Origin of the sequence: Geodermatophilus bullaregiensis, assembly GCF_016907675.1 — a bacterium.
GTDB classification, from domain to species: domain Bacteria; phylum Actinomycetota; class Actinomycetes; order Mycobacteriales; family Geodermatophilaceae; genus Geodermatophilus; species Geodermatophilus bullaregiensis.
Genome location: NZ_JAFBCJ010000001.1, coordinates 788,452 through 810,076, shown reverse-complemented (window position 1 = coordinate 810,076; position 21,625 = coordinate 788,452). Strand labels below are relative to the sequence as shown.

The window sequence follows — 21,625 nt, the reverse complement described above, 5'->3', positions numbered from 1 at the left end:
CACGCAGGGAGGGCGCCCGTGTCCACCACCGTCAGAACACCGGACACCGGCGGGCAGCCTCCGGGCCCGACCGGCCGCCGTCGCCCGACGCTGAAGAGCGTCCTCGTCTGGACGGTGGTGGCCGTCGTCGGCGCCGTCGCCTGGACGGTGCTCGCGCTGTCCCGCGGCGAGACGGTCTCGGCGCTGTGGATCCTGTTCGCCGCACTCTGCTCGTACGCGATCGCCTACCGCTTCTACTCCCGGTTCATCGCCTACCGGGTGCTCAGGGTCGACGACCGGCGGGCCACACCGGCGGAGCGGCTGCACAACGGCATCGACTTCGACGTGACCGACCGGCGGGTCCTCTTCGGGCACCACTTCGCCGCGATCGCCGGCGCCGGACCGCTCGTCGGCCCGGTGCTCGCCGCGCAGATGGGTTACCTGCCGGGGACCATCTGGATCGTCGTCGGCGTCATCTTCGCCGGCGCCGTCCAGGACATGGTCGTCATGTTCTTCTCGATGCGCCGCAACGGGAAGAGCCTCGGCCAGATGGTCCGCGAGGAGATCGGGATCGTGGGCGGCATCGCGGCGCTCATCGCCGTCTTCGCCATCATGATCATCATCCTGGCGGTGCTCGCGCTCATCGTCGTCAACGCGCTCGCCGAGTCGCCGTGGGGCGTGTTCTCCATCGCCCTGACCATCCCCATCGCCCTCTTCATGGGTGTCTACCTGCGCACGATCCGTCCGGGACGGGTGTTGGAGGCCACCGCCATCGGCGTCGTCCTCCTGCTGGCGGCGGTCATCGGCGGCGGCTACGTCGAGCAGATGGGACTGGCCGAGACGCTGACGCTGTCGAAGGAGTGGCTGGTCCTCGCCCTCGTCGTCTACGGGTTCGTCGCCTCCGTGCTGCCGGTGTGGCTGCTGCTCACCCCCCGCGACTACCTGTCGACGTTCATGAAGGTCGGCGTGATCGTGCTGCTCGCCATCGGTCTGCTGCTCGCCCGGCCGGTGCTGCAGGCCGAGGCGGTGACCGACTTCGCCCGGGAGGGGACCGGCCCGGTCTTCGCCGGGTCGCTGTTCCCGTTCGTGTTCATCACCATCGCCTGCGGCGCACTGTCCGGCTTCCACGCGCTGATCTCGTCCGGGACGACGCCGAAGATGGTGGCCAAGGAGAGCCAGGTCCGCCTGATCGGCTACGGCGGCATGTTGATGGAGTCCTTCGTCGCCATCAGCGCGCTCATCGCCGCCGTCGTCATCGACCAGGGTCTGTACTTCGCGATGAACGCCCCGGCCGGTGTGACGGGCGGCACCCCGGAGACGGCGGCGGCCTACGTCACCGGGCTCGGGTTCCCCACCTCGGCGGAGGATCTCGCCGCGGCCTCGGCGGCGGTGCAGGAACCGAGCCTGATCTCGCGCACCGGCGGTGCGCCGACCCTGGCCGTGGGCATCGCCAACATCCTGTCCCAGGCGTTCGGCACCGGGATGGCGGCCTTCTGGTACCACTTCGCCATCATGTTCGAGGCGCTGTTCATCCTGACCGCCGTCGACGCCGGCACCCGGGTCGGGCGGTTCATGCTCCAGGACACGATCGGCAACGTCTGGAAGCGCTTCGGTGACCTGTCGTGGCGGCCCGCGAACATCATGGCCAGTGCGGTGGTGGTCGGGCTGTGGGGCTACATCCTCTACGTCGGGGTGACCGACCCCCTCGGCGGCGTCAACCAGCTCTTCCCGCTGTTCGGCATCGCCAACCAGCTGCTGGCCGCGATCGCGCTGACCCTGGTGACGGTGCTGCTGATCAAGCACGGGAAGGTGCGCTACGCCTGGGTCACCGCCATCCCGCTGGCCTGGGACCTCACCGTCACGATGACGGCGAGCTGGCAGAAGGTGTTCTCGGGCGACCCGAGGGTCGGCTACTTCACGCAGCGCCAGCTCTACGCCGATGCCCTGGAGCGAGGCGAACTGCTGGCACCGGCGCAGGACGTCGACCAGATGGAGCAGGTCGTCTACAACTCGACGCTCAACGGGGTGCTGCAGGCGGTGTTCGCGCTGCTGACCCTGGTCGTGGTCGTCAACTCGGTCGTCGTGATCGCCCGCGCCCTGCGGGCCGGCGGGCCGGTCCCCACCACCGAGGAGCCGGCCGTGCCGTCGTCCATCGTGGAGCCGGCGGGGCTGTTCGCCACCGCGGAGGAGAAGCGCGTGATGGCCGAGCAGGAGCGGATGGTCGGTGCGGGTGCGCGGGGCCACGGCACCTTCACGGAGGAGGGTCCGTCCCGGTGACCGCCGCCGGGACCGTCCGCGAGGCCGCCGTCCGGACCTGGCGCGGGGTGCGGTGGTACCTGCGGGAGTGCAGTGGCGAGGCCCGCTGGGACGACCACCTGCGGCACTGCGCCGAGCACGGGCACCAGCCGCTGAGCCGGCGGGAGTTCGAGCGGCGCCGCGCCGACGAGCGGGAGCGCAACCCGGTCAGCCGCTGCTGCTGAGCCGGACGACCGCGGCCCCCTGCCCACGGGTGTGGGCAGGGGGCCGCGGTCACGGAGGCCCGGGGGCTCAGGCCGTGTAGTTCACGTGCACGTGGTCGAAGTGGTTGGCCGTGACGCCGCCGCGGTCCTCCATCGGCTTCCACGAGCCGGTCGGGGAGCTGAGGATCTGCTGCTCCCAGATGAGGTAGTCCACGCCGAGCTCCTCCCAGTGGTCGACGTGGTACCGGACGATCGCGTCACCGAGGGCGGCGTCGGTCAGGACCATGTAGTCCAGCGCCAGCCCGGACGGGTGGCCGTTGGGGTCGACGGCGCTGGCGCGGGTGCCGCCGAGGGTGATCGAGGCGGCGCCGGGCACGGAGGCGACGACGGCGTCCGCGGCGGCCTGGACCTGCGGCTGGACGCTGCCGGCGCTGTTGGTGATGCGCGCGGCGGCGACGGCCGTCTGGGTGAGGGGGGTCGTCGTGGCCGACGGGGCCGACGTGCCGATGGTCGCCGTCGTGGCGGCGGGGGCCGCCTCGGCCGGAGCGGCGGCCCGGGTCGCCGGAGCGGCCTGCTCGGCGCCGGAGGTCGTCAGCACCAGTCCCGGCGTGAGGCGGTCGGGGTTGCTGCCGATGACGTCGACGTTGCGCTGGTACAGCTCGCGCCACGTCTGGCTGTGGGCGGCGGCGATCTCGCGCAGGGTGTCGCCCCGCTCGACCGTGTGGGCGCCCTCCGCGGCGTGGCGGCCGTAGGTGTCGGCGTCGTCCCAGCGGTCCTGGCCGTCCCAGGTGCCGCGGTCGTACCGGTCGCCGCGGTCGTCGTCGTCGTCCTGGCCGGTCGCCGGGGTCTCGGCCGACTGCCCGGCGGCGGTCGCCGGGGCGGCCGGCTGCTCGGCCGCGGGCGCGGCCGTCCCGGCGGCGGCCGGGGTGGTGCCCTCGGTCAGGCGCGTCCCGCACGTGGGCCAGGCGCCGATGCCCTGCCCGGCGAGGACGTTCTCGGCGATGGCGACCTGCTCGGCGGGGGTGGCCAGGTCGGCGCGGGGTGCGAGGGCGGTGCCCCCGTAGCCGGCCCAGGTCGCCTGGCTGAACTGCAGCCCGCCGTAGTAGCCGTTGCCGGTGTTGGTGCTCCAGTTCCCGCCCGACTCGCACTGGGCGACGCCGGTCCAGTCGTGGGTGGTGGCGGCGGCCGCCGCCGGGGAGCCGAGGACGCCGAGACCGACGGCGGTGGCGCCGGCTGCGACCGGGGCCTTGGCGAGGACCTTCTTGGTGCGGACGTAGCGGGGTGCGCGGTGCTTGGGCATGGTGGTCTCCGATCACCGCCGGCGAGGTGAGCTGTCGGGTTCGGGCGATCGGTGCCCGGCCGCGGAACGCGGCTTCACCCCGAGGCGCGCAGGCGTCAGAGCCCTGCCGCGCCGTGGACCTGGGTCCCCCACCCCTGCCCTGGGGATCGGTGGGAGGCAGCCGGTGGGCAGGGTTTGGCGGGCCGGTGCCACGCTCGTGTTTAGCTGAGCGCAGCCAAGAAGCTACGTTCCGTTATGGCACTTGTCGCCGTGACGCCGGTCACACCCGGTCCCCGGGTGCCGCCGGCGGTGCGGCGTGACTGGTCAGCGGCCCGTCGGTGCCCGGGTCCGTGGCGCAGGCCACGTCCGCGTCGGCGGGAGGCCCTGCCGCGCGCCGCCTGTCCGGGTCGCTCCGGGAACGCTTCGTCCCGCGCGCCCCAGGGGTGCCCCGGCGCCCCAGCAGGGGTCAGGGCGGGCGGGCGCGGTGCCGACTCTGAGAGCACGTTCCCGAGGCCTGCGGGCCCGTCCGAGGAGTGCCCATGCCGTCGTCCCACGACCCGAGCCGCCGCCTGACCGAGCTGCGCGCCGGCATGTCCGTCCTGACCAGTGCCGCCGCCGACCTCGGCGTCGGCAGCCAGACCGAGGTCCGCGTGCTGGCCGACGGCCGGCTCTGGCTGGCCGAGCAGCAGGTCGCGGTGAGCGCCGCCGACGTCTACCAGGCCGCCCGCGGGCTGGTCGCCGCCCAGCTCGACGCCATCGCGCAGGTCTCCGCCCGGCCGGTCGAGGACCACGCGCTGGCCTGGCTGGTGACGCTGCAGACCAACGAGGTCATGGTCGGCCTCGAGGACGAGGCCGCCGCGTTCGACGCCGCCCTCGACTCCCCGGCCTTCGGAACCGCTGCGCTGGAGGACGACGCCGCCTGACGCGCTCGCGGCGCCGGCACCCCGGTGGTGCCGGCGCTCAGGTCGGCACGTTGGGTCCGGCGTGCGCCGGGCGCGGCTGCTCCTCGGAGTAGGGGCGGATGGCGATCAGGGCGACGTCGTCGGCCGGCCCGCCCTCGGGGATCAGCGTGGTGACGATGCGGTCGCACAAGCCCTCGAGGTCGAGGTCGGTGCTCTCGGCGAGCAGCGCGGTCAGCCGCGCCATGCCGGTGTCGAGGTCGCGGACGGCCGAGCGTGCCGGCCCGCCGCCGGACCGGGCGGACGGGCCCGGAGCCGGGCCGGGAGCGGGCTCGTGCTGCTCCAGCAGCCCGTCCGTGTAGAGCAGCAGGGTCGAGCGCACCGGCAGGGTCAGGTGGTGCTCGGGGCGGGGCCGGTGCGGGTCGACCCCGAGGGGCAGGCCCACGCGGTCGGTGAGGACGTCGACCGTGCCGTCCGGGTGCAGCAGCAGTGGTGGCGGGTGGCCGGCCGAGCTCCAGGTGATCGAGCGGTCGACGGCGGGGCGGTCGGCGTGGAACCGCTGGACCCGCGCGACCAGCGCGGTGGCGAACACGTGGTGCCCGAGGGTGTCGCTGGCGACGTCGACCGCGGTGAGGACGTCGGCCGGACCGGCCGTCCCGGTGTGGCCGGCCATCCGCAGCATGGTGCGCAGCTGCCCCATCGTGGCCGCGGCCGTGATGTCGTGCCCGGCGACGTCGCCGATGACCAGGCTGGTGGTGCGCGCGGCGTCGAGGTAGGCGTCGTACCAGTCCCCGCCGACCAGCTGCGCGTCCTCCGCGGGCAGGTAGCGGGAGGCCAGCTGCAGGTGGTCGGGCTGGGGGAGCAGCGGCGGCAGCAGCGCGCGCTGCATGGTCTCCGACACGGCCCTCTCGAAGGAGGCGACCCGCGCGGTCTCCACCACCATGCCCGCGCGGGTCATGAGCGTCGCGACCAGCTCGCGCTCCCGCTCGCCGTAGGGCGGCGCGCCCCGCAGGCGGCCGATGGTGAGGACGGCGACCACCTCCCCGCGGCGGATCACCGGCGCGACGAGTGCGCTGCGCACGTCCAGCAGGCGGACCGCGTCCTGCTGGGCGGCGGTCAGGCCCGCCGCCTCCGGCAGGTCGATCAGCTCCACCTGCCCGGTGACCGCGACGTGCCCCGGGCCGGTGGCCTCACCGACGCGGCGGCCGGCGCGGTCGATCCACCCGCGCAGGGTCGGCAGCTCCGCCGGGTCGCGGTGCTGGGAGGCCACCGGCACGAGGCCGCCGTCGCGGCCGACGGTGCACACGTAGGCGAAGTCGCCGAGGTCGGGGACGGCGAGGGCGACCACGGCCTGCCACAGGTGGCCCGGGGCGAGGTCGGCGGTGAGCAGGTCGCTGATGCGGGCCAGCAGACCGGCCCGCTGCGCCTCGGCCCGCGCGGTGGCCCTGGCCTGCTCGGCCTCGAGGGTGGCGAGGCGGAGGGCGACCTCGCGGGAGGCGATCGCGGCCAGCTCGTCGAGCAGCTGGACGTCCTCGGCCGTCCACCGGTGCACCGTGGTGTCGACGACGCAGAAGCTGCCCAGGACTTGCCCGTCGGGCAGCCGGACGGGGAAGCCGGCCCACGCCCGCACGCCCATGCCGGTGATCGACGGGTTGCCGGCGGTGCGTTCGTCGGTGGTGACGTCGGCCAGGGCCAGCGGCTCCCCGTCGAGCACGTACTGGCAGAAGGACTGCTCGACCGCGTTCTCCGTGGGGCTCCCGGGCGGCAGGCCCTGGCTGCTCAGCCAGTAGGAGCGGGCGTCGTCCACCACGGTCATGAAGGCCAGCGGTGCGCCGGTCAGCCGCTGCGCGATCCGTGTGAGCCGGTCGAAGGACTCCTCCGCCCCGGCGTCGAGCAGCTGGGTCAGGCGCACCGCGGCCAGCCGCCCCGGGTCCGCTGCGAGGTCGCGACCCGTGGCAGGTCCACCGTCACGGGCGTCGCGGGCACTCACGCCCCCATCCTGCACGGGGCGGTGGTGGGCGACCCCGGCGCCGCCCGGACGTCCCCCCCAGATGGCCACTCTCGGCCGGTGGCCACCTCTGGCGTAGTCCGGGCCGGGACGGGTACTGAAACCCGACCGTACGGTGACGACGACGGCTCGGTCCACGGCCGGCAGACCGGTGACCACGACGGGGGAGCACGCGTGCACCTGCACGACACCGCCGACGGCGGGCACGACGAGGCCGGTGCTGCGGCGCCGGGCCTGGTGCACGATGCCCTGCTCTACGACACCGTCGAGCAGGTGGCCGCGGTCGCGGCCACCTGGCTCCGGGACGGCCTGGCCGCCGGGGACGCCGCCGTCATCGCCACCGCTCCGGAGACCACCGGTCCGCTGCGCGAGGCCACCGGCGACGACCCGCGCGTGATGGTCGTCGACCGGCACGGCCTGTACCGGTCCCGCACGCCCACGGCGATCGCGACGATCCGCCGCTTCGCCACCGAGCACGCCGCCCCCGGACGGCGCGTCCGCGTCGTCGGGGAGGTGGACTTCGGCACCACGGCCGCCGACTGGCGGGAGTGGCAGGCCTACGAGGCGGTCCTCAACACCGCCTTCGCTCCCTTGCCGCTGTGGGGGCTCTGCCTGTTCAACTCCCGGCTGCCCGAGCCGCTCGTGGCCACCGCCCGGCAGACCCACCCGCGACTGCTCGCCGCGGACGGACTGGTCGCCAACCCCGACTACGTCGACCCGGCCGCCTACCTGCGCGCCCTGCCGGTGCCCGACGAGCCGCTGGAGACGACGCCGCCGGCGCTGGCCGACGACGACGTCGCCGACTTCCCCGGTCTGCGGCACGCCGTCCGGGCGCACCTCGGCACCGTCGACGGGCCGGCCGACGTCCTCGAGGACTTCCTCATGGCCGTGGACGAGATGGTGACCAACGCCGTCCGGCACGGGAGGTCACCCGCCGGGTTGCGGCTGTGGACGGCGCCGGGCCGGGTGGTCTGCACCATCCGCGACTCCGGGCCGGGTCCCGACGACCCGTACGCCGGCTACGGACCGGCGCACGGCGAGGACCTCTCCCACGGCGGCATGGGCCTGTGGCTGGCCCGCCAGCTGTGCGACCACGTCGCCATCCGCCGCGACGAGCGGGGCAGCAGCGTGCGGCTGTCCACCCGGTGGGCCTGACCACGGAGGGCACCCGCGCCGGGTGGCTCACGCGGGCGGCGATCCCCCAGCGCCTCGCCCGTGGCCGCCACTGACGCCGTCGACGATCGCCTGTGCGATGTCCCGCAGCTTCCGGTTGGACCGCTGCGAGGCGCCCGCGAGCAGGGCGAAGGCCTCCGTGGCGTCGCAGCGGCGCTGGCTCATCAGGACGCCCTTGGCCTGTTCGATGACCGCCCGGGTCCGCATGGCGGCGTCCAGGTTCTCGGCCAGCTCGCGGGTGCTCTCGTAGAGCTGCACGTTGTGCACCGCCACGGCCGCGTAGGAGGCGAAGGCCCGGGCGGTCTCCTTGGCGGCGTCGTCGAACGCCGCCGGCCCGACCGCGTAGAGGTTCAGCGCCCCGTGGATGCCCGCCCGCACCGGCACCGGCACGGACACCGAGCTGAGGGCGCCCCGTGCCACGCAGGCCTCGGCGTAGTCGGCCCAGCGCGTCTCCTCCCGGGCGTCGGTGATCTCCCGGACCTCCTCGCCGACGGCGGCCTCCAGGCAGGGGCCGTAGCCGCGGCCGTACTGGGACTCGTCGAGGTCGAGCGCGAGCCGGCCGGTGAAGGCCGCGGTGAGGGCCTTGTCGTTGGCCACGAGGCTGACCGAGGCCTCGGCGACGCCGGGGATCACCTGCTTGGACAGCTCGGCGATCCGCTGCAGCATCGCGTCCATCGACGTGTCCGTGTAGGACAGCCGACCGAGTTCCGCGAGGGCGGCGTTGACGTCGAGGAGGCCGGACGGTCGCTGATCGGCGCTCATGGCGGGTCCGATCCGTCGGGTCCGGCCGGTCGACGGTGGTGCTCGACCCCCGGAGTGGGCCCGCCCTGGAGCGGCCCGCGGTCCGCCGGGTCGCCGTGACCCGCCAGGAGCCGTTGGTGCGGCGTCACCGCCACCGTACCCGCCGGCCCTGCCCGGGAGCGGTCCGTCGGGCGGTCCGTGCACGCCGGTGCGGCTGCAGCAGCAGGCCCGCGGCGCCGCGGCCGCGTCGTGTCCCGAGCGGCGACCGGCTCGGGCGGGTGCAGACCGCGTGCACCACCGCGCGTGGGACCCCGGTGATCGGGGCACAGAACGGGCACGGCGCGGTGAGCCGCCGGCAGCCCGGCGCGCCCAGGTCCGGCGGTTCGACAGCCAGCCGCCGGGCCGCCGGCGGCTGCACCGACCGGGCGGGACGGGACCGGCGGACCGGCGCGGTCAGCTCAGTGCCGCGGTGACCGCCTCCTCCGCGCGCCGGCGCGCCGAGCCGTCTCCCTCGACGAGTGCGGAGACCACCGACCCGTCGACGAGCGCGACCAGCGTGGTCACGTCCGCGCCGGCGTGGCCGCACCGGTCCAGCGTCTCCGTCAGCGCGGCGTCGATCCGGGCGCGGGCGCTCCGGAGGACGGGGCGCAGGGCAGGGTGTCTCCCGCAGGCGAGGAACCGCTCGTAGAGCGAGTGGAGCTCCTCGTCGCCGTGCCGCCCCGGACCCAGGACGACGTCGGCGACGAGCCTGGCCGTGGCGGCGGCCGAGCGCGCCCTCCGGGGGAGGGCGGCGACCGCCTGCTCGGCCTCCGCGACCTCGGCCCGGACCACCTGCTCGACGGCCGCGGTCCGCAGGTCGTCGAGGCTGTCGAAGTAGTAGGTGGTCGCGGCCAGCGGGAGCCCCGACGCGGAGGCGACGGCGCGGTGGGACAGCGCGTCGGGCCCGTCGGTCAGCACCAGCCGTGCGGCCGTCTCGACGATCGCGGCGCGGCGGGCCCGGCCCTTGGCCGTCAGCCCGGTCATCAGTGCGCGGCGGACGGTGCGAGCTGCAGCGCGAGCACCCCGCCGAGGATGAGCAGGATCGCCACGATCCGCACGGTCGTGACCGGGTCGCCGAGGAAGAACATCCCGACGACGGCCGTGCCGCCGGCGCCGATCCCGGTCCACACCGCGTAGGCCGTCCCGACCGGGAGTGTCTTCAGCGCCAGGGACAGGAGCGCGAAGCTGGCCGCGGCGCAGGCGATGAAGGAGACCGTCCACCACAGGCGGGTGAAGTTCTCCGACTGCTTCAACGACACCGCGAAGGCGGTCTCGAAGAGCCCGGCGACGACGACGAGGGCCCAGGCCACGTCCCACCTCCCACACGAGTGACGACCAGTACGACCGTACCAGAAGAATGAGACGGTCGTACCCGTGTCGGCGATGGCGGGAGACGCCGGTGTCCCGACCGGACTGCGACCACCGGCGCTGCCGGCCGCCGTGATCAGCTGCGCGGCCGGGGCCTCACCGGCGCAGGGTGCTCACCGCCCGCCCTCCTCGGCGATGAGCTCGGCGACCTCCTCGGGCCTCTCCGAGCAGTCGTCGTCGGTGTCCGGCTGGTCCTGGGCGAGTCCCTCGATCCCGGCGTCCTCGACCGGCTGGAAGCCCTGCGCCGCGATGTGCCGCGGGACCCGGTTCTGCGCGTTGACCACGTGCGAGCGCGACAGCCAGCCGAGGCCGTCGTCCACCTGGAAGTCCAGCCCGCCGCCGGGCGCCCGCTGGACGTGTCCCGGTGAGGGCAGCAGGCCGACCAGCTGCACGGCCTGGTCGACGGTCAGCGTGGACGGCGGGGTGTCGAAGTAGTACCAGCTGGCCGAGCAGATGCCGTAGACCCGCGGACCGAGCTGCGCGTGGTTGACGTACAGCTCGAGCATGCGACGGTCGTCGAGCACCAGCGCCAGCTCCACCGCCAGGCCGGCCTCGACCGCCTTGCGCCAGGCGCTCATCTCCTGGTTGAGGAAGAGGTTCTTCGCCACCTGCTGGGGGATGGTCGACCCGGACGGGTCCTCCTCGCCGCGCAGGTGTGCCTCGGCGCGGCCGGAGAGCTCGTCCCAGGTGAAGGCGCCGTCGCGGTAGGGGAGCGGCTGGTCCTCGTGTGCGATGACGGCGGCGAGGAAGTTGCGCGACACGTGCTCGACCGGGACCGACTGCTGGATGGCGCCCTGGTCGTTGGCCAGCATGAACGCCGTCGTCGGCGGGTCGATCCAGCGCAGGGACAGCAGGAGCAGCGCCTGCAGCAGGAAGGCGACGACCAGGATGCGGCCCGCGCGGCGCAGCCGGCGACGTCCCCGGCGCTCCGGGACGTCCGGGGGCGGGACGTCGTCCCCACGCCACCGGGTGTCCGGGCGGTGCGGCGCCTGCGGAGGAGGGGTCCCAGGGGTGGGCGGGGGAGCAGCCCACGGGTCCTCGTGGTGCCGGAGCCCGTCGTCGTCGGCCGCCGGCCGCGACGTGCTCCGGGCGGGCGACCGGTCGGTCCACTGCTGCTCGGGCGGGGAGTCGCCGGGCGGGCGGCGACGCGGCGCGAAGGGCATGCGGTGCTGTCCTCCCGGGACCGACGGACCGGGTCCCCAGGGTACGGCGGGGGTGCTCGTCGACGGGCCGGCGCGCGGTCGGCGCGTTCTCGCCAGCGTTTGCCGGCACCGCACCGCACCCATAGCCTGCCAGCGAGGTCGATGGCGCCCCTGCGATGGCGACAGGAACTGCGATGACGACTCAGCGAAGCGAGACCCCTGCGCTCGACCCCCGGTCGCTGCGCAGACTCATGGCCGCGGGGCTCATCGGGAGCTCGATCGAGTGGTACGACTTCTTCATCTACGCCACGGCGGCGGCGTTGGTGTTCGGGGAGCTGTTCTTCCCCAACGCCTCCCCGCTCGTCGGCACGTTGCTGGCCTTCAGCACCTTCTGGGCCGGCTTCATCGCCCGTCCCATCGGCGGTCTGGTGTTCGGCCACTTCGGGGACAAGGTCGGCCGCAAGCCGGCGCTCGTCACGTGCCTGGTCCTGATGGGGTCGGCGACCTTCCTCATCGGCCTGCTGCCCACGGCCGACTCGATCGGCGTGCTCGCACCGATCGCGCTGGTCACGCTGCGCTTCCTGCAGGGCATCGCGGTCGGCGGACAGTGGGGCGGGGTCATCCTCCTGCTCACCGAGAACGCCGGGCGGGACCGCCAGGGGCGGGCGGGCACCTTCGGGCAGATGGGCGTCCCCCTCGGCGTCATCTTGGGCAACGTCGTCTTCCTGGTGGTGAGCGCCACGGTGAGCGCCGAGGCCTTCGTGTCCTGGGGATGGCGCATCCCGTTCCTGGCCAGCGCCGTGCTGCTGCCCGTGGTCATGTTCATCCAGCTGCGGGTCGAGGACACCCCGGTCTTCCGTCAGCTGCAGGAACGCCACGGCCACGCTCCCGAGGCCCAGGTGGCGCAGGCGCCGATCATGGAGGTCGTGCGCAAGCACCGCCGGCCGGTGCTGCTGGGCGCGGGACTGCTGTTCGGCACCAACGCGATCTTCTACATCAGCATCGCCGGAGTGCTCGACTACGCCACCCGCGACCTCGGCGTCGACCGCGACGAGCTGCTCGCCATCACGCTCGCCGCCTCGGCGATCTCCGTCTTCGTCATCTACTTCAGCGGGGTGGCGTCGGACCGGATAGGCCGCCGGCCCCCGATCCTGCTGGGCGCGGCGGTCATCGCCCTCTGGGCGTTCCCGTTCTTCTGGCTCATCGACACCGCGTCGCTGCCCCTGATCTTCCTGGCGCTCGTCGGCGGGCTGATCGGGTCCTCCCTCACCTACGGCCCCCTGGCCGCCTACCTGGCCGAGCTGTTCGAGCCGCGGATCCGCTACTCGGGGGCCTCGTTGGCCTACCAGCTGGCCGCCATCCTCGTGAGCGGGGCCACCCCGTTCCTCATGACCGCGCTGCTGGCGGCCACGGGCACCTCGGCCTCGGTGTCGGCCTACATCTGCCTCATGGGCGTGATCACGTTCGTCTCGGCGTTCGTGCTGCGCGAGACCCGCACCAAGGACGAGATCCGCGGCGGGCCGGGTGCCGGCACGAGCAGGACGGAGTCGACGACCGGGGTGGCCCCGTCCGACCCGCGGCCCAGCGCCGGACGCTGAGGGACGGTCGCGCCGCCCGGCCGGCCGTGACGGGTCACCGCCCGCTGCGGGGACCGTCGGAACGGCTGGACGGCGAGGCGGCTGCACGAGCTACCGGTCCACGGTCCCGCCGTCCCGACCTGACGGCCCTGCAGCGGGGACCACGACCGCCGCTTCGGGCTCGTCCAACCGCGCTCGACGGCACCGTCCCGCTGTCGCGCCTGCGAGGTCCCTGGGCGGCCGGCCCGAGCCGGGGCCGGACGACCCTGGCTCCCCCCGTCGGTCCGAGGGGAGCATGAGGGCGTCGCGGACGCTCGAACGAAGGAGTCGTGCCATGACCCAGAGCACGAGCTCGACGGTCTCGAAGGACCGGGCGCGTGAGGCGATGATCCGCTTCATGGCCGCCTGGGAGCAGGGCGACGTGTCGGCCGTGGACGAGGTCTTCGCCGAGGACGTCACGTACCACGGGCCTCCGTTCCCCGACATGGGCCGGACCGAGCTGCGGGAGTTCATCACCGGGTTCCGCACCGGCTTCACCGAGATCCACGTCCAGGTGCACGAGCACGTCGTCGACGGGACCACCTCGGTGCACCGCTGGACGGCCGAGGCCGTGCTCTCCGGGACGACGCAGCTGCTACCGGGGGTGGACCCGACCGGGAACCGCACGTCCGCCGAGGGCGCGCACGTCCTGCACTGGTCCGGGGACAGGGTGTCCGAGGCCTGGCACCTCGGCGACTGGCTCGGCTGGCTGACGAAGGCCGGCGTGCTGCCACCCATCGCGGGGACGAGCGCCTGAGTGCCGGGTCGTCGCACCGGTGCGTGGGTGGTCGGCGGACGCGGATGAGCGGTGGACCGCAAGCCGGGCCAGCTCGGTCGACAGATCCAGGCCGAGTCCGTACACCCGACGACGGTTGGACACCTGATGGCGCAGGACGACGCGACGACCAATCGTTCCCGGGCCACGAGGTCTGAGCCGCGATGACGCGGTGAGGGTCTCCGAGCCGCTCGACGCCCAGCCGGTCCCGCGGGTGGAGGCGTTATCGCAGCGGCGACGCTGCTGCGGTCACGCTGCTCAGCGGCGCCGACGTCCTACCGGTGGTGGCGTGCTCGAGCCCGATGGCCTCGTGGTGCCCGCGAACTGGCTTGTCGTCTCTCCACGAGAGGTTCGTGATCGTGAACGGTGGCTTCGAGCGGACCAAGGCACTGGTCCAGGGTCTGGAGCAGGCCATGAACACGCGTCAGCTGGACCTCCTCGACGAGGTACTCGCCCCGGACTTCGTGCGCCATTGTGAGGCGACTCCGGATGTCGACGTCAGGACCCTGGAGCAGTTCAAGGACTTCCTCAGACAGAACACGCAGTCCTTTCCGGACAACGTCCAGATCTTCAGGCACGTCGTTGCAGAGGGGGACATGGCAGGCATCTGGGCGACCTACGAGGGCACCCAGACGGGACGACTCGGCCCGTTCCCGCCTTCAGGGAAGAAGGCGGAGTTCAGCTTCGGGGGTGTCCTGCGGGTGGAGAACGGCAAGATCGCCGAGTTGTGGGTGACGTGGGACAACACGACGGTCCTGAGTCAGCTCGGGCACCTTCCTGCCCCACCGAGTGAGCAGGGGTCTGCCTAGGGTGGCGCGGCGCAGGTGTTCGGCGTCGTCCCGCCGTGACGTGCCAGGAGCTCGTGGGCGTCGGGTGCCCCCCTGGCCGAGGTGGCCGTCCAGCACCGGCTACGGCACGGCAGCGCCAAGACGGCGCTCGACACCGACGGGGCACCGCTGGCCGGGCAGCGACGCGTCCTCACGTGCCGGAGTCGCTGCTGTGCTGGCGACCCGTCGTAGTACAGCGCGTTCTCATGCCGTTCGATCTGCTTGCGTCGACCCAGACCATGGGCGCCGAGCGTGAGTCGACCACGGGCTCTCGCCGGTGGACCCGTGGGTCGTCTCCGTGGCAGCTTGCTCTGCGCAGGACGCACGGTCGCGGACCCGGCCAGGTCCCAGATCCCTGGGTGGAACTCTGTCCGGCCCGGTCGTTCAGCCCCATCGGGTGGGGGGACCGGCGGAGTCCAGTTGGCGGCCGATGCCTCGGGCGGCGACCTGCAGCACGGCGACGAGGCGCGGGCGGGAACGGCCGACCGTCGACACCACCACGCCGACCGCGGCGACGACCTCGGGGGACGTCCCGCCACCCGGGGTGCCCGGGCCCGCTCCCCGGACCACGGGAACCGCCACCGAGCACATGCCGAGCGTCATCTCCTCCGACGTCGTCGCGTACCCCTGCTCGCGCACCCGGCGCAGCTGGTCGCGGAGCCGGCCGGCGTGCGTCACGGTGTAGCGGGTCATCCGCGGGAGGTCGCCGAGGACTCGGTCGCGCACGTCGGCCGGCGCGTGGGCCAGCAGGACCTTGCCCGCGCCGGTGGCGTGGAGGGGCAGCTGGCTGCCCGGCTTGCTGACGATCCGCAGCGAGGTGTGACCCGACACGCGGTCGAGATACAGCGCTGACGTCCCGTCGCGGACCGCGAGGTGCACCGTGGCACGGGTGGTCGTGTGGATGTCCTGCAGGAACGGTGCGGCGACGTCGCGGAGACCGGTCTGGACCGGGGCGAGCTGTCCCAACGACCACAGCCGGTGGCCGATGCCGTAACGGTCGACGCGCCGCCTCAGGAGCCCGTGACCGACCAGTTCCGCCAGTAGGCGGTGCGTCGTGGACAGCGGCAGCCCGGCACGCTCGGCGACCTCGGTCGCGGTGAGCTCTCGGTGCGCCTCGTCGAAGGCGCCCACCACCGCCACCGCTCGCGACAGGACCGAACGGCCCGCTTCGATCGCACGACCGGACACCGGCGCCCCGCCTCCCACTGGGTGAGAGGACAGCGTCGACCGTGCGGCTGTGCGCTGTCTAGCGTCCGCGCATGCCCACGCCTGCCATGACGACGACCCGTGACGCAGTGGCTCCACGAGGTCGGCTCCGGGACCAGCACGTCCAGATCGGCGCGGTCTGGGTCAGCCTCATGGAGCCCGATGCCGGTTTCGAAGCCGCGTTCAACCAGTGGTACGGCGACGACCACTTCTACGCCGGCGGGATGAGCCTGCCGTGGATCTTCGCCGGGCGACGCTGGGTCAGCCCGCGCGACCACCAGGCGCTGCGGATCTCGGAGGGGAACGGCACGTTCCAGCCTCCGGAGGCCGGCCGCTTCCTCCACCTCAACTTCTTCAGCCGGGGGCACGTGGACGACGTGGGATCCGCACTCGGCGACACCATCGCCGGCCTGGCCGGTGAGGGGCGGATGTACGTCGACGACATCCCACGCCGTCACGTCTTCAGCAGGATCCAGCCCTACGTCGGCGCCGTCTACGACGCTCCGGACGCCGACGGCCCGCTCGACGTCCACGCGTTGGACTACCCGTTCGGCGGTGTCGTGCTCGAGGTCCTGCGCACACGGCCGGGACACGACCGCGAGCAGCTCGCCGCCTGGCTCGTGCACGACTTCATCCCTGCGCACCTGCGATCGGCCCGTGCCGCCATGTGCCTCGTCTGCCTCGACGCCGACCTGCCGGACGAACTCGCGAACAGGACCCGGCGCATCCCCCGCACCTACGGCGACGACGCCGACCAGCGCCTCACCCTCCTGTGGTTCACCGAGGACGACCCGCGGGACGGCTGGCAGGAGCGCTTCACACCACATCCCGACGTGCTCGACGAAGCAGGCATCGGACGGATGGAGTTCGCGAGCCCGTTCGTCCCGCTGGTGCCCGGGACGAACCGGCACATCGACACGATCTGACAGCGCGCTCCGCCGGTCGGTGAGCCCGAGCCCACACCGCTCGTGACGGCCCCGCTCCACCTGCTGAGGCTGCCGGCCGGCTGCACGCCGGCGACCCCGGTATCCGGCGCTTCTCCCCGACTGCGGTGCGCCGGGCACCAGGGACGACCTCGGGACCCGTCACGACGAGTTCGCCGACGGCACTCGCTTCCACGACCTGCGGCACTCCGACGCCTCGTTGCTGATCGCCTCGGGGCCGGACGTGGAGACGGGGCTGCACCGGCTCCGGCACCGCTCGGCCACCACGACGCAGAACACCCTTGGACACCTGTGGCTAGGGACACCTGTGGCCCGACCGGGACGAGGCGACCCGGTCCGTCGTCGGGGCGGTGCTGCGTGCTCGCTCAGGAATCGGAGATCGACCGCACTGGGAGCAGCTCGCGAGCACGAGGGGCCGGTGACCCGTCGCAGGTCACCGGCCCCTCGTCGTTGCGTCCGACTCAGATGTCGTAGTACATCGCGAACTCGTGCGGGTGCGGGCGGAGGCGGATCGGGTCGATCTCGAACTCCCGCTTGTACTCGATCCACGTCTCGATCAGGTCGGGGGTGAACACCCCGCCGTCGACGAGGTACTCGTGGTCGACCTCGAGCCGGTCGAGGACGGCGTCCAGCGACGCGGGCACCTTCTCGATGCCCAGGGCCTCCTCGGGCGGCAGCTCGTAGAGGTCCTTGTCGACCGGCGCCGGCGGCTCGATCTTGTTCTTGATGCCGTCGAGGCCGGCCATGAGCATCGCCGAGAAGGCGAGGTAGGGGTTGGCCGACGGGTCGGGCACGCGGAACTCGATGCGCTTGGCCTTGGGGCTGTCGCCGGAGATCGGGATGCGGCAGCAGGCCGAGCGGTTGCGCGCGGAGTAGACGAGGTTGATCGGCGCCTCGTAGCCGGGCACCAGGCGGTGGTAGCTGTTGACCGTCGGGTTGGTGAAGGCCAGCAGCGACGGCGCGTGGGCCAGCAGGCCGCCGATGTAGTGGCGGGCGGTGTCGGACAGCCCCGCGTAGCCGGTCTCGGCGTGGAAGAGCGGCTCGCCGTCCTTCCACAGCGACTGGTGGCAGTGCATGCCGGAGCCGTTGTCGCCGAACAGCGGCTTGGGCATGAACGTCGCGGACTTGCCCTCGGCCCAGGCGGTGTTCTTGATGATGTACTTGAACAGCATCAGGCTGTCGGCCGACCGCAGCAGCGTGTCGAACTTGTAGTTGATCTCGGCCTGGCCGCCGGTGCCGACCTCGTGGTGACCGCGCTCGAGCTCCAGCCCGGCCCGGGTCAGGTTGCTCATCATCGTCGAGCGCAGGTCGCTCTGGTGGTCGTAGGGCTCGACCGGGAAGTAGCCGCCCTTGGGCCGGGTCTTGTACCCGAGGTTGGGGCCGCCGTTCTCGCCGGTCAGCGCCCCGGAGTTCCAGGAGCCCTCGACCGCGTCGATGTGGTAGTAGCCCTCGTTGATGCCGGTCGAGTGCCGCACCGAGTCGAAGACGTAGAACTCCGCCTCGGGGCCGAAGTAGGCGGTGTCGGCGATGCCGCTGCTGGCCAGGTACGCCTCGGCCTTCTTCGCCACGTTCCGCGGGTCCCGGCTGTAGGCCTCGCGGGTGATCGGGTCGTGGATGAAGAAGTTGACGTTGAGCGTCTTGTGCCGGCGGAACGGGTCGAGGAACGCGCTGTTGGCGTCCGGCAGCAGCAGCATGTCCGACTCGTTGATCGCCTGGAAACCGCGGATCGAGGAGCCGTCGAAGCCGAGACCGTCGGAGAACGTGTCCTCGCCGAAGGTCGACGCGGGGATCGTGAAGTGCTGCATGACGCCGGGCAGGTCGCAGAAGCGGACGTCGACGTACTCGACGTCGTTGTCGCGGATGTAGGCGGCGACCTCGTCGGGACTGGTGAACATCGATCCTCCGGGAGTGGGCGGACAGCCGTTCAGCACGCTATGGCCGGGGAGTTGCTCCCCGGTGTCCCGCCTGTTTCGCGGCGGTAACAACGGTCGTCGGCGTGTCGCGGACGGTCGTCGCTGCTCGGCCGGGGAGCCGGGCTGCGGGCGGGTCCTACGCTGGTGGACATGGTCAGGGACGCGCAGCCACCCTCTCAGGAGCGCAGGCGGGGCGCCTCCCTGGGCCTCCCGTCCGACGGGGCCGGGTCGCTGGCGCCCTTCAGCACCCGGGTCGGGGCCTTCCTCGTCGACGCGGTCCTCTGCGCGGTGGTGGCCGGCCTGTTCACCGCGCCGAGCCTGCCGGGCAACTGGAGCCTGCTGTCCTTCGCCGTCGTCACGGTGGTGTTCCTCGTCGTGGCCGGGCAGACGCCGGGCATGCGCCTGCTCGGGCTGCGGCTGGCCCACCCGAGCCCGGGCGCACGGCTCGCCCCGTGGCGTGCCGTCGTCCGCACCGGACTGCTGATGCTGCTCGTGCCGGCGCTCGTCGTCGATGCGGACGGTCGTGGGCTGCACGACCGGCTCACCGACACCGCCGTCGTCCGCGACCGCTGAGGGACTCCCGTGCTCCCCACCGCTCGCGAGTTCGCGGCCGGTCCCCGCACGATGGTCGTCCGGCGGGAGCGGCCGGCCGACCACGCGGCCGTCGCCGCCCTGCACCGTGCCGCGTTCGGGCCGCCCGACGGGGAATCGGACGTCGTCGAGGCGCGGCTGGTCGGTGAGCTGCGCGAGGACGCCGGGTTCCTGCCGCACCTGTCCCTGGTCGCCACCGACGGCGACGACGTCATCGGCCACCTCATCGCCACCCGCGGGTGGCTCGAGCCGCTCGGCGCCGCGGCGCTCGGGCTCGGGCCGCTCGGCGTGCGCCCCGAGACGCAGGGCCGGGGCGTCGGGACCGTGCTGGTGCACGCCCTGCTCGCCGTCGCCGAGGCGGCCGGCGAGCACCTGGTGGCGCTGCTGGGGTCGCCCGGCTACTACGGGCGCTTCGGCTTCGTCCGCTCGACCGACCTGGGCGTCGCCCCGCCCGACCCGGCGTGGGGTGTGCACTTCCAGGCCCGCCGGCTGGCCGGCCCGGAGCAGCGCGGCACGTTCCGCTACGCCGACCCCTTCGCCCGGCTGTAGGCCCGCCCGGGCCCGGCGACGATCAGGTGACCTGGTCGTCGAGCGTCCTCCCCGACGTCCCACGGTCAGGGAGGACACCGCACGATCAGGTCCCCTGATCCCGGCGGGTCGGGTCGGTCAGCGGCGGCGGACCTGCCGCGAGCTGACCGTCATCTGCCGCCCGCCCGGCATCGGGCCGCCCGGGACGGGCATCTTGGGACCGCCGAGAGCGGCCATCCGCCGGCCGAGGCTGTTGACCTCCGCGGCGGACAGGTTGCGCGGCAGCTTCATCACGTGCGCGCTGAGCTTGCGCAGGGGCACCTGCCCCTCCTCGTCGCCGACGATGACGTCGTAGATCGGGGTGTCGCCGACCACGCGGGCGATCTTCTTCTTCTCCTGCGCGATCAGGCCGCGGACCCGGGCGGGGGAGCCCTCCCCGACGAGGATGATCCCGGGCCGGCCGAGCACCCGGTGGACGGCGTCGAGCTGGGTGGTGCCGGCGACGCCCGCGGAGACCCGCCAGTCGCCGCGCATGCCCTCCAACACCCAGGCCGCCGCGCCGGGCTGCCCCTCGACCTGCCGGTAGGCCGAGCCCTGCGCCCGCCGGCCGAAGACGATCATCGCGGCCAGCACCCCGAGGACGATCGCGATCGGGATGAAGAGGAACGGGGCGCCGAAGAGGACGGCCAGCAGCTCCACGACGCCGGCCACCGCCACGAAGACGATGAGCATCAGCCAGGGCAGCTTGGGGTCGTTCTTGCGCGTCAGCGAGTAGGCCTGCTTGATCATGCGGGCCTGGTTGCCGATCTTCCTGAGCCGGCCGACCTTCGGCTGCCCGTCCTTGCCGAGCTTGGTCTTACCCGCCTTGCCCGTCTTACCCGCCTTGCCCGTCTTGCCCGGGCCGCCCGCGGCCGTCGCGCCCGAGGCCGTCGCGCCCGAGGCCGTCGCACCGGCCGCAGTCCCCGAGGACCGCCCGCGCCCTGCGGTGCCGGGACCCCGTCCGGCCTTGCCGGTGGGGGCGGGGGAGTCTGTGGGCTTGCTGCGTGCCATGCCCCCAGGATAGGGGCGTGCGCGGCCGGCCCCGGTGGGCCGGCCGCGACGTCCTCAGATCGAGCGGGTCAGCCCGCGGGCCTCGACGGCCTGCTGGTAGAGCCGGCCGGCCCGGTAGGAGCTGCGCACCAGCGGTCCGGCGAGCACGCCGGGGAAGCCGATCTCCTCGGCCTGCTGCTGGAAGCCGACGAACTCGTCGGGCTTGACCCAGCGGACGACGGGGTGGTGCCGCGGCGAGGGCCGCAGGTACTGGGTGATGGTCAGCAGGTCGCAGCCGGCCTCGTGCAGGGCCCGCATGGTCTCGACGACCTCGTGCGGCTCCTCGCCCATGCCCAGGATGAGGTTGGACTTGGTGACCAGGCCGGCCTCGCGGGCGGCGGTGATCACGGCCAGCGAGCGCTCGAAGCGGAAGCCGGGCCGGATCCGCTTGAAGATCCGCGGCACCGTCTCGACGTTGTGCGCCAGGACCTCCGGCCGGGAGGAGAACACCTCGGCCAGCTGCGCCGGGTCGGCGTTGAAGTCGGGGATGAGCAGCTCGACGCCGCAGCCGGGGACGGCGGCGTGGATCTGCCGCACGGTCTCGGCGTAGAGCCACGCGCCGCCGTCGGGCAGGTCGTCGCGCGCGACGCCGGTGACGGTGGCGTAGCGCAGCTGCATGGTGGCCACGCTCTCGGCGACCCGGCGCGGCTCGTCGGCGTCGAAGTCGGCGGGCTTGCCGGTGTCGATCTGGCAGAAGTCGCAGCGCCGGGTGCACTGGTCGCCACCGATGAGGAAGGTGGCCTCCCGGTCCTCCCAGCACTCGTAGATGTTGGGGCAGCCGGCCTCTTCGCAGACGGTGTGCAGGCCCTCACGGCGGACCAGCGACTTCAGCTCGGTGTACTCCGGGCCGGTCTTGAGCCGGGTCTTGATCCACTCCGGCTTGCGCTCGATCGGGACCTGGCTGTTGCGCACCTCCAGGCGCAGCAGCTTGCGGCCCGCGGGGCCGATCGTCGACGGCTCGGAGCTGCTGGTCGTCACCGTCTCGCTCACGATCCCCACGGTACCCCGGTGCTCCGACCGGCCCGGTGACGACGACGGCCCCCGGGCGG

20 protein-coding genes and 1 riboswitch are annotated in these 21,625 nt (G+C 73.3%); of the genes, 10 read left to right on the top strand and 10 right to left on the bottom strand.

What is annotated here, in order from left to right; translation table 11 throughout:
• Positions 1-18 precede the first annotated feature (18 nt).
• Together JOD57_RS03710 and JOD57_RS26670 are read left to right on the top strand one after the other, a co-directional pair.
• Positions 19-2,256, top strand: coding sequence for a carbon starvation CstA family protein (locus tag JOD57_RS03710; protein WP_204690659.1), 2,238 nt, complete (start codon positions 19-21; stop codon positions 2,254-2,256).
• Positions 2,253-2,459 carry a CstA-like transporter-associated (seleno)protein gene (locus tag JOD57_RS26670; RefSeq protein ID WP_204690658.1) on the top strand — a complete coding sequence of 69 codons (207 nt, stop codon included), beginning with the start codon at positions 2,253-2,255 and terminating at the stop codon, positions 2,457-2,459. Before JOD57_RS03710 ends, JOD57_RS26670 begins: the two co-directional genes overlap by 4 nt.
• A gap of 67 nt (positions 2,460-2,526) precedes the next feature.
• Here the strand turns inward: JOD57_RS26670 and JOD57_RS26070 are convergent, their stop codons facing one another.
• The gene (locus JOD57_RS26070; protein ID WP_204690657.1) at positions 2,527-3,738 is read right to left on the bottom strand and encodes a LysM peptidoglycan-binding domain-containing protein; all 1,212 of its coding nucleotides are present in this window, start codon (positions 3,736-3,738) and stop codon (positions 2,527-2,529) included.
• 1 nt (position 3,739) lies between these two features.
• Positions 3,740-3,900, bottom strand: a riboswitch (cyclic di-AMP (ydaO/yuaA leader).
• Between the two features lie 356 nt (positions 3,901-4,256).
• Here JOD57_RS26070 and JOD57_RS03695 point away from each other — a divergent pair.
• Positions 4,257-4,640 (top strand): hypothetical protein, encoded by a 384-nt coding sequence (locus JOD57_RS03695; RefSeq protein ID WP_239568105.1) that lies wholly within the window; start codon positions 4,257-4,259, stop codon positions 4,638-4,640.
• Between the two features lie 37 nt (positions 4,641-4,677).
• On the opposite strand, the gene JOD57_RS03690 is transcribed toward JOD57_RS03695, so the two are convergent.
• Positions 4,678-6,606: a GAF domain-containing SpoIIE family protein phosphatase gene (locus JOD57_RS03690; RefSeq protein WP_204690656.1), complete on the bottom strand. Its 1,929-nt coding sequence runs from the start codon at positions 6,604-6,606 to the stop codon at positions 4,678-4,680.
• A gap of 192 nt (positions 6,607-6,798) precedes the next feature.
• Here JOD57_RS03690 and JOD57_RS03685 point away from each other — a divergent pair, with 192 nt between their 5' ends.
• The gene (locus JOD57_RS03685; protein ID WP_307824439.1) at positions 6,799-7,779 is read left to right on the top strand and encodes an anti-sigma factor RsbA family regulatory protein; all 981 of its coding nucleotides are present in this window, start codon (positions 6,799-6,801) and stop codon (positions 7,777-7,779) included.
• Positions 7,780-7,806: 27 nt separating this feature from the next.
• On the opposite strand, the gene JOD57_RS03680 is transcribed toward JOD57_RS03685, so the two are convergent.
• The 4 genes from JOD57_RS03680 to JOD57_RS03665 form a co-directional block, all read right to left on the bottom strand.
• Positions 7,807-8,559, bottom strand: a complete 753-nt coding sequence (locus JOD57_RS03680) for a GAF and ANTAR domain-containing protein (protein ID WP_204690655.1) — start codon at positions 8,557-8,559, stop codon at positions 7,807-7,809.
• 432 nt (positions 8,560-8,991) lie between these two features.
• Positions 8,992-9,561, bottom strand: a complete 570-nt coding sequence (locus JOD57_RS03675; protein ID WP_204690654.1) for a TetR/AcrR family transcriptional regulator — start codon at positions 9,559-9,561, stop codon at positions 8,992-8,994.
• The gene (locus JOD57_RS26065) at positions 9,561-9,887 is read right to left on the bottom strand and encodes a DMT family transporter (protein ID WP_204690653.1); all 327 of its coding nucleotides are present in this window, start codon (positions 9,885-9,887) and stop codon (positions 9,561-9,563) included. The genes JOD57_RS03675 and JOD57_RS26065 overlap by 1 nt, the downstream gene beginning before the upstream one ends.
• A gap of 171 nt (positions 9,888-10,058) precedes the next feature.
• A complete protein-coding gene (locus JOD57_RS03665) occupies positions 10,059-11,108 on the bottom strand; it encodes a transglycosylase domain-containing protein (protein WP_239568102.1) in 1,050 nt (349 codons plus the stop codon).
• A 173-nt stretch (positions 11,109-11,281) separates the two neighbouring features.
• Between JOD57_RS03665 and JOD57_RS03660 the strand changes: the two genes are divergently transcribed.
• The 3 genes from JOD57_RS03660 to JOD57_RS03650 all read left to right on the top strand — a co-directional run bounded on the left by JOD57_RS03660 (position 11,282) and on the right by JOD57_RS03650 (position 14,287).
• Positions 11,282-12,685, top strand: coding sequence for an MFS transporter (locus JOD57_RS03660; RefSeq protein WP_204690652.1), 1,404 nt, complete (start codon positions 11,282-11,284; stop codon positions 12,683-12,685).
• Between the two features lie 313 nt (positions 12,686-12,998).
• Positions 12,999-13,460, top strand: coding sequence for an ester cyclase (locus JOD57_RS03655; RefSeq protein WP_204690651.1), 462 nt, complete (start codon positions 12,999-13,001; stop codon positions 13,458-13,460).
• A 377-nt stretch (positions 13,461-13,837) separates the two neighbouring features.
• Positions 13,838-14,287, top strand: coding sequence for an ester cyclase (locus tag JOD57_RS03650; RefSeq protein ID WP_204690650.1), 450 nt, complete (start codon positions 13,838-13,840; stop codon positions 14,285-14,287).
• Between the two features lie 402 nt (positions 14,288-14,689).
• Here JOD57_RS03650 and JOD57_RS03645 read toward each other — a convergent pair whose 3' ends face one another.
• Positions 14,690-15,493 (bottom strand): IclR family transcriptional regulator, encoded by an 804-nt coding sequence (locus tag JOD57_RS03645; RefSeq protein ID WP_204690649.1) that lies wholly within the window; start codon positions 15,491-15,493, stop codon positions 14,690-14,692.
• A gap of 71 nt (positions 15,494-15,564) precedes the next feature.
• On the opposite strand from JOD57_RS03645, the gene JOD57_RS03640 reads away from it, so the two are divergent.
• Complete coding sequence (locus tag JOD57_RS03640) at positions 15,565-16,437, top strand: hypothetical protein (RefSeq protein WP_204690648.1); 873 nt, start codon at positions 15,565-15,567, stop codon at positions 16,435-16,437.
• 479 nt (positions 16,438-16,916) lie between these two features.
• On the opposite strand, the gene glnA is transcribed toward JOD57_RS03640, so the two are convergent.
• Positions 16,917-18,350, bottom strand: a complete 1,434-nt coding sequence (gene glnA, locus JOD57_RS03635; protein ID WP_204690647.1) for a type I glutamate--ammonia ligase — start codon at positions 18,348-18,350, stop codon at positions 16,917-16,919.
• A 168-nt stretch (positions 18,351-18,518) separates the two neighbouring features.
• On the opposite strand from glnA, the gene JOD57_RS03630 reads away from it, so the two are divergent.
• Entirely contained in the window at positions 18,519-18,941 is a 423-nt protein-coding gene (locus tag JOD57_RS03630) for an RDD family protein (RefSeq protein WP_204690646.1), read from the top strand.
• 9 nt (positions 18,942-18,950) lie between these two features.
• Positions 18,951-19,508, top strand: a complete 558-nt coding sequence (locus tag JOD57_RS03625) for a GNAT family N-acetyltransferase (protein WP_204690645.1) — start codon at positions 18,951-18,953, stop codon at positions 19,506-19,508.
• 117 nt (positions 19,509-19,625) lie between these two features.
• Here the strand turns inward: JOD57_RS03625 and JOD57_RS03620 are convergent, their stop codons facing one another.
• Both JOD57_RS03620 and lipA read right to left on the bottom strand, forming a co-directional pair.
• Complete coding sequence (locus tag JOD57_RS03620) at positions 19,626-20,537, bottom strand: DUF4191 domain-containing protein (protein ID WP_204690644.1); 912 nt, start codon at positions 20,535-20,537, stop codon at positions 19,626-19,628.
• Positions 20,538-20,591: 54 nt separating this feature from the next.
• Positions 20,592-21,566, bottom strand: coding sequence for a lipoyl synthase (gene lipA, locus JOD57_RS03615; protein WP_204690643.1), 975 nt, complete (start codon positions 21,564-21,566; stop codon positions 20,592-20,594).
• Positions 21,567-21,625 lie beyond the last annotated feature (59 nt).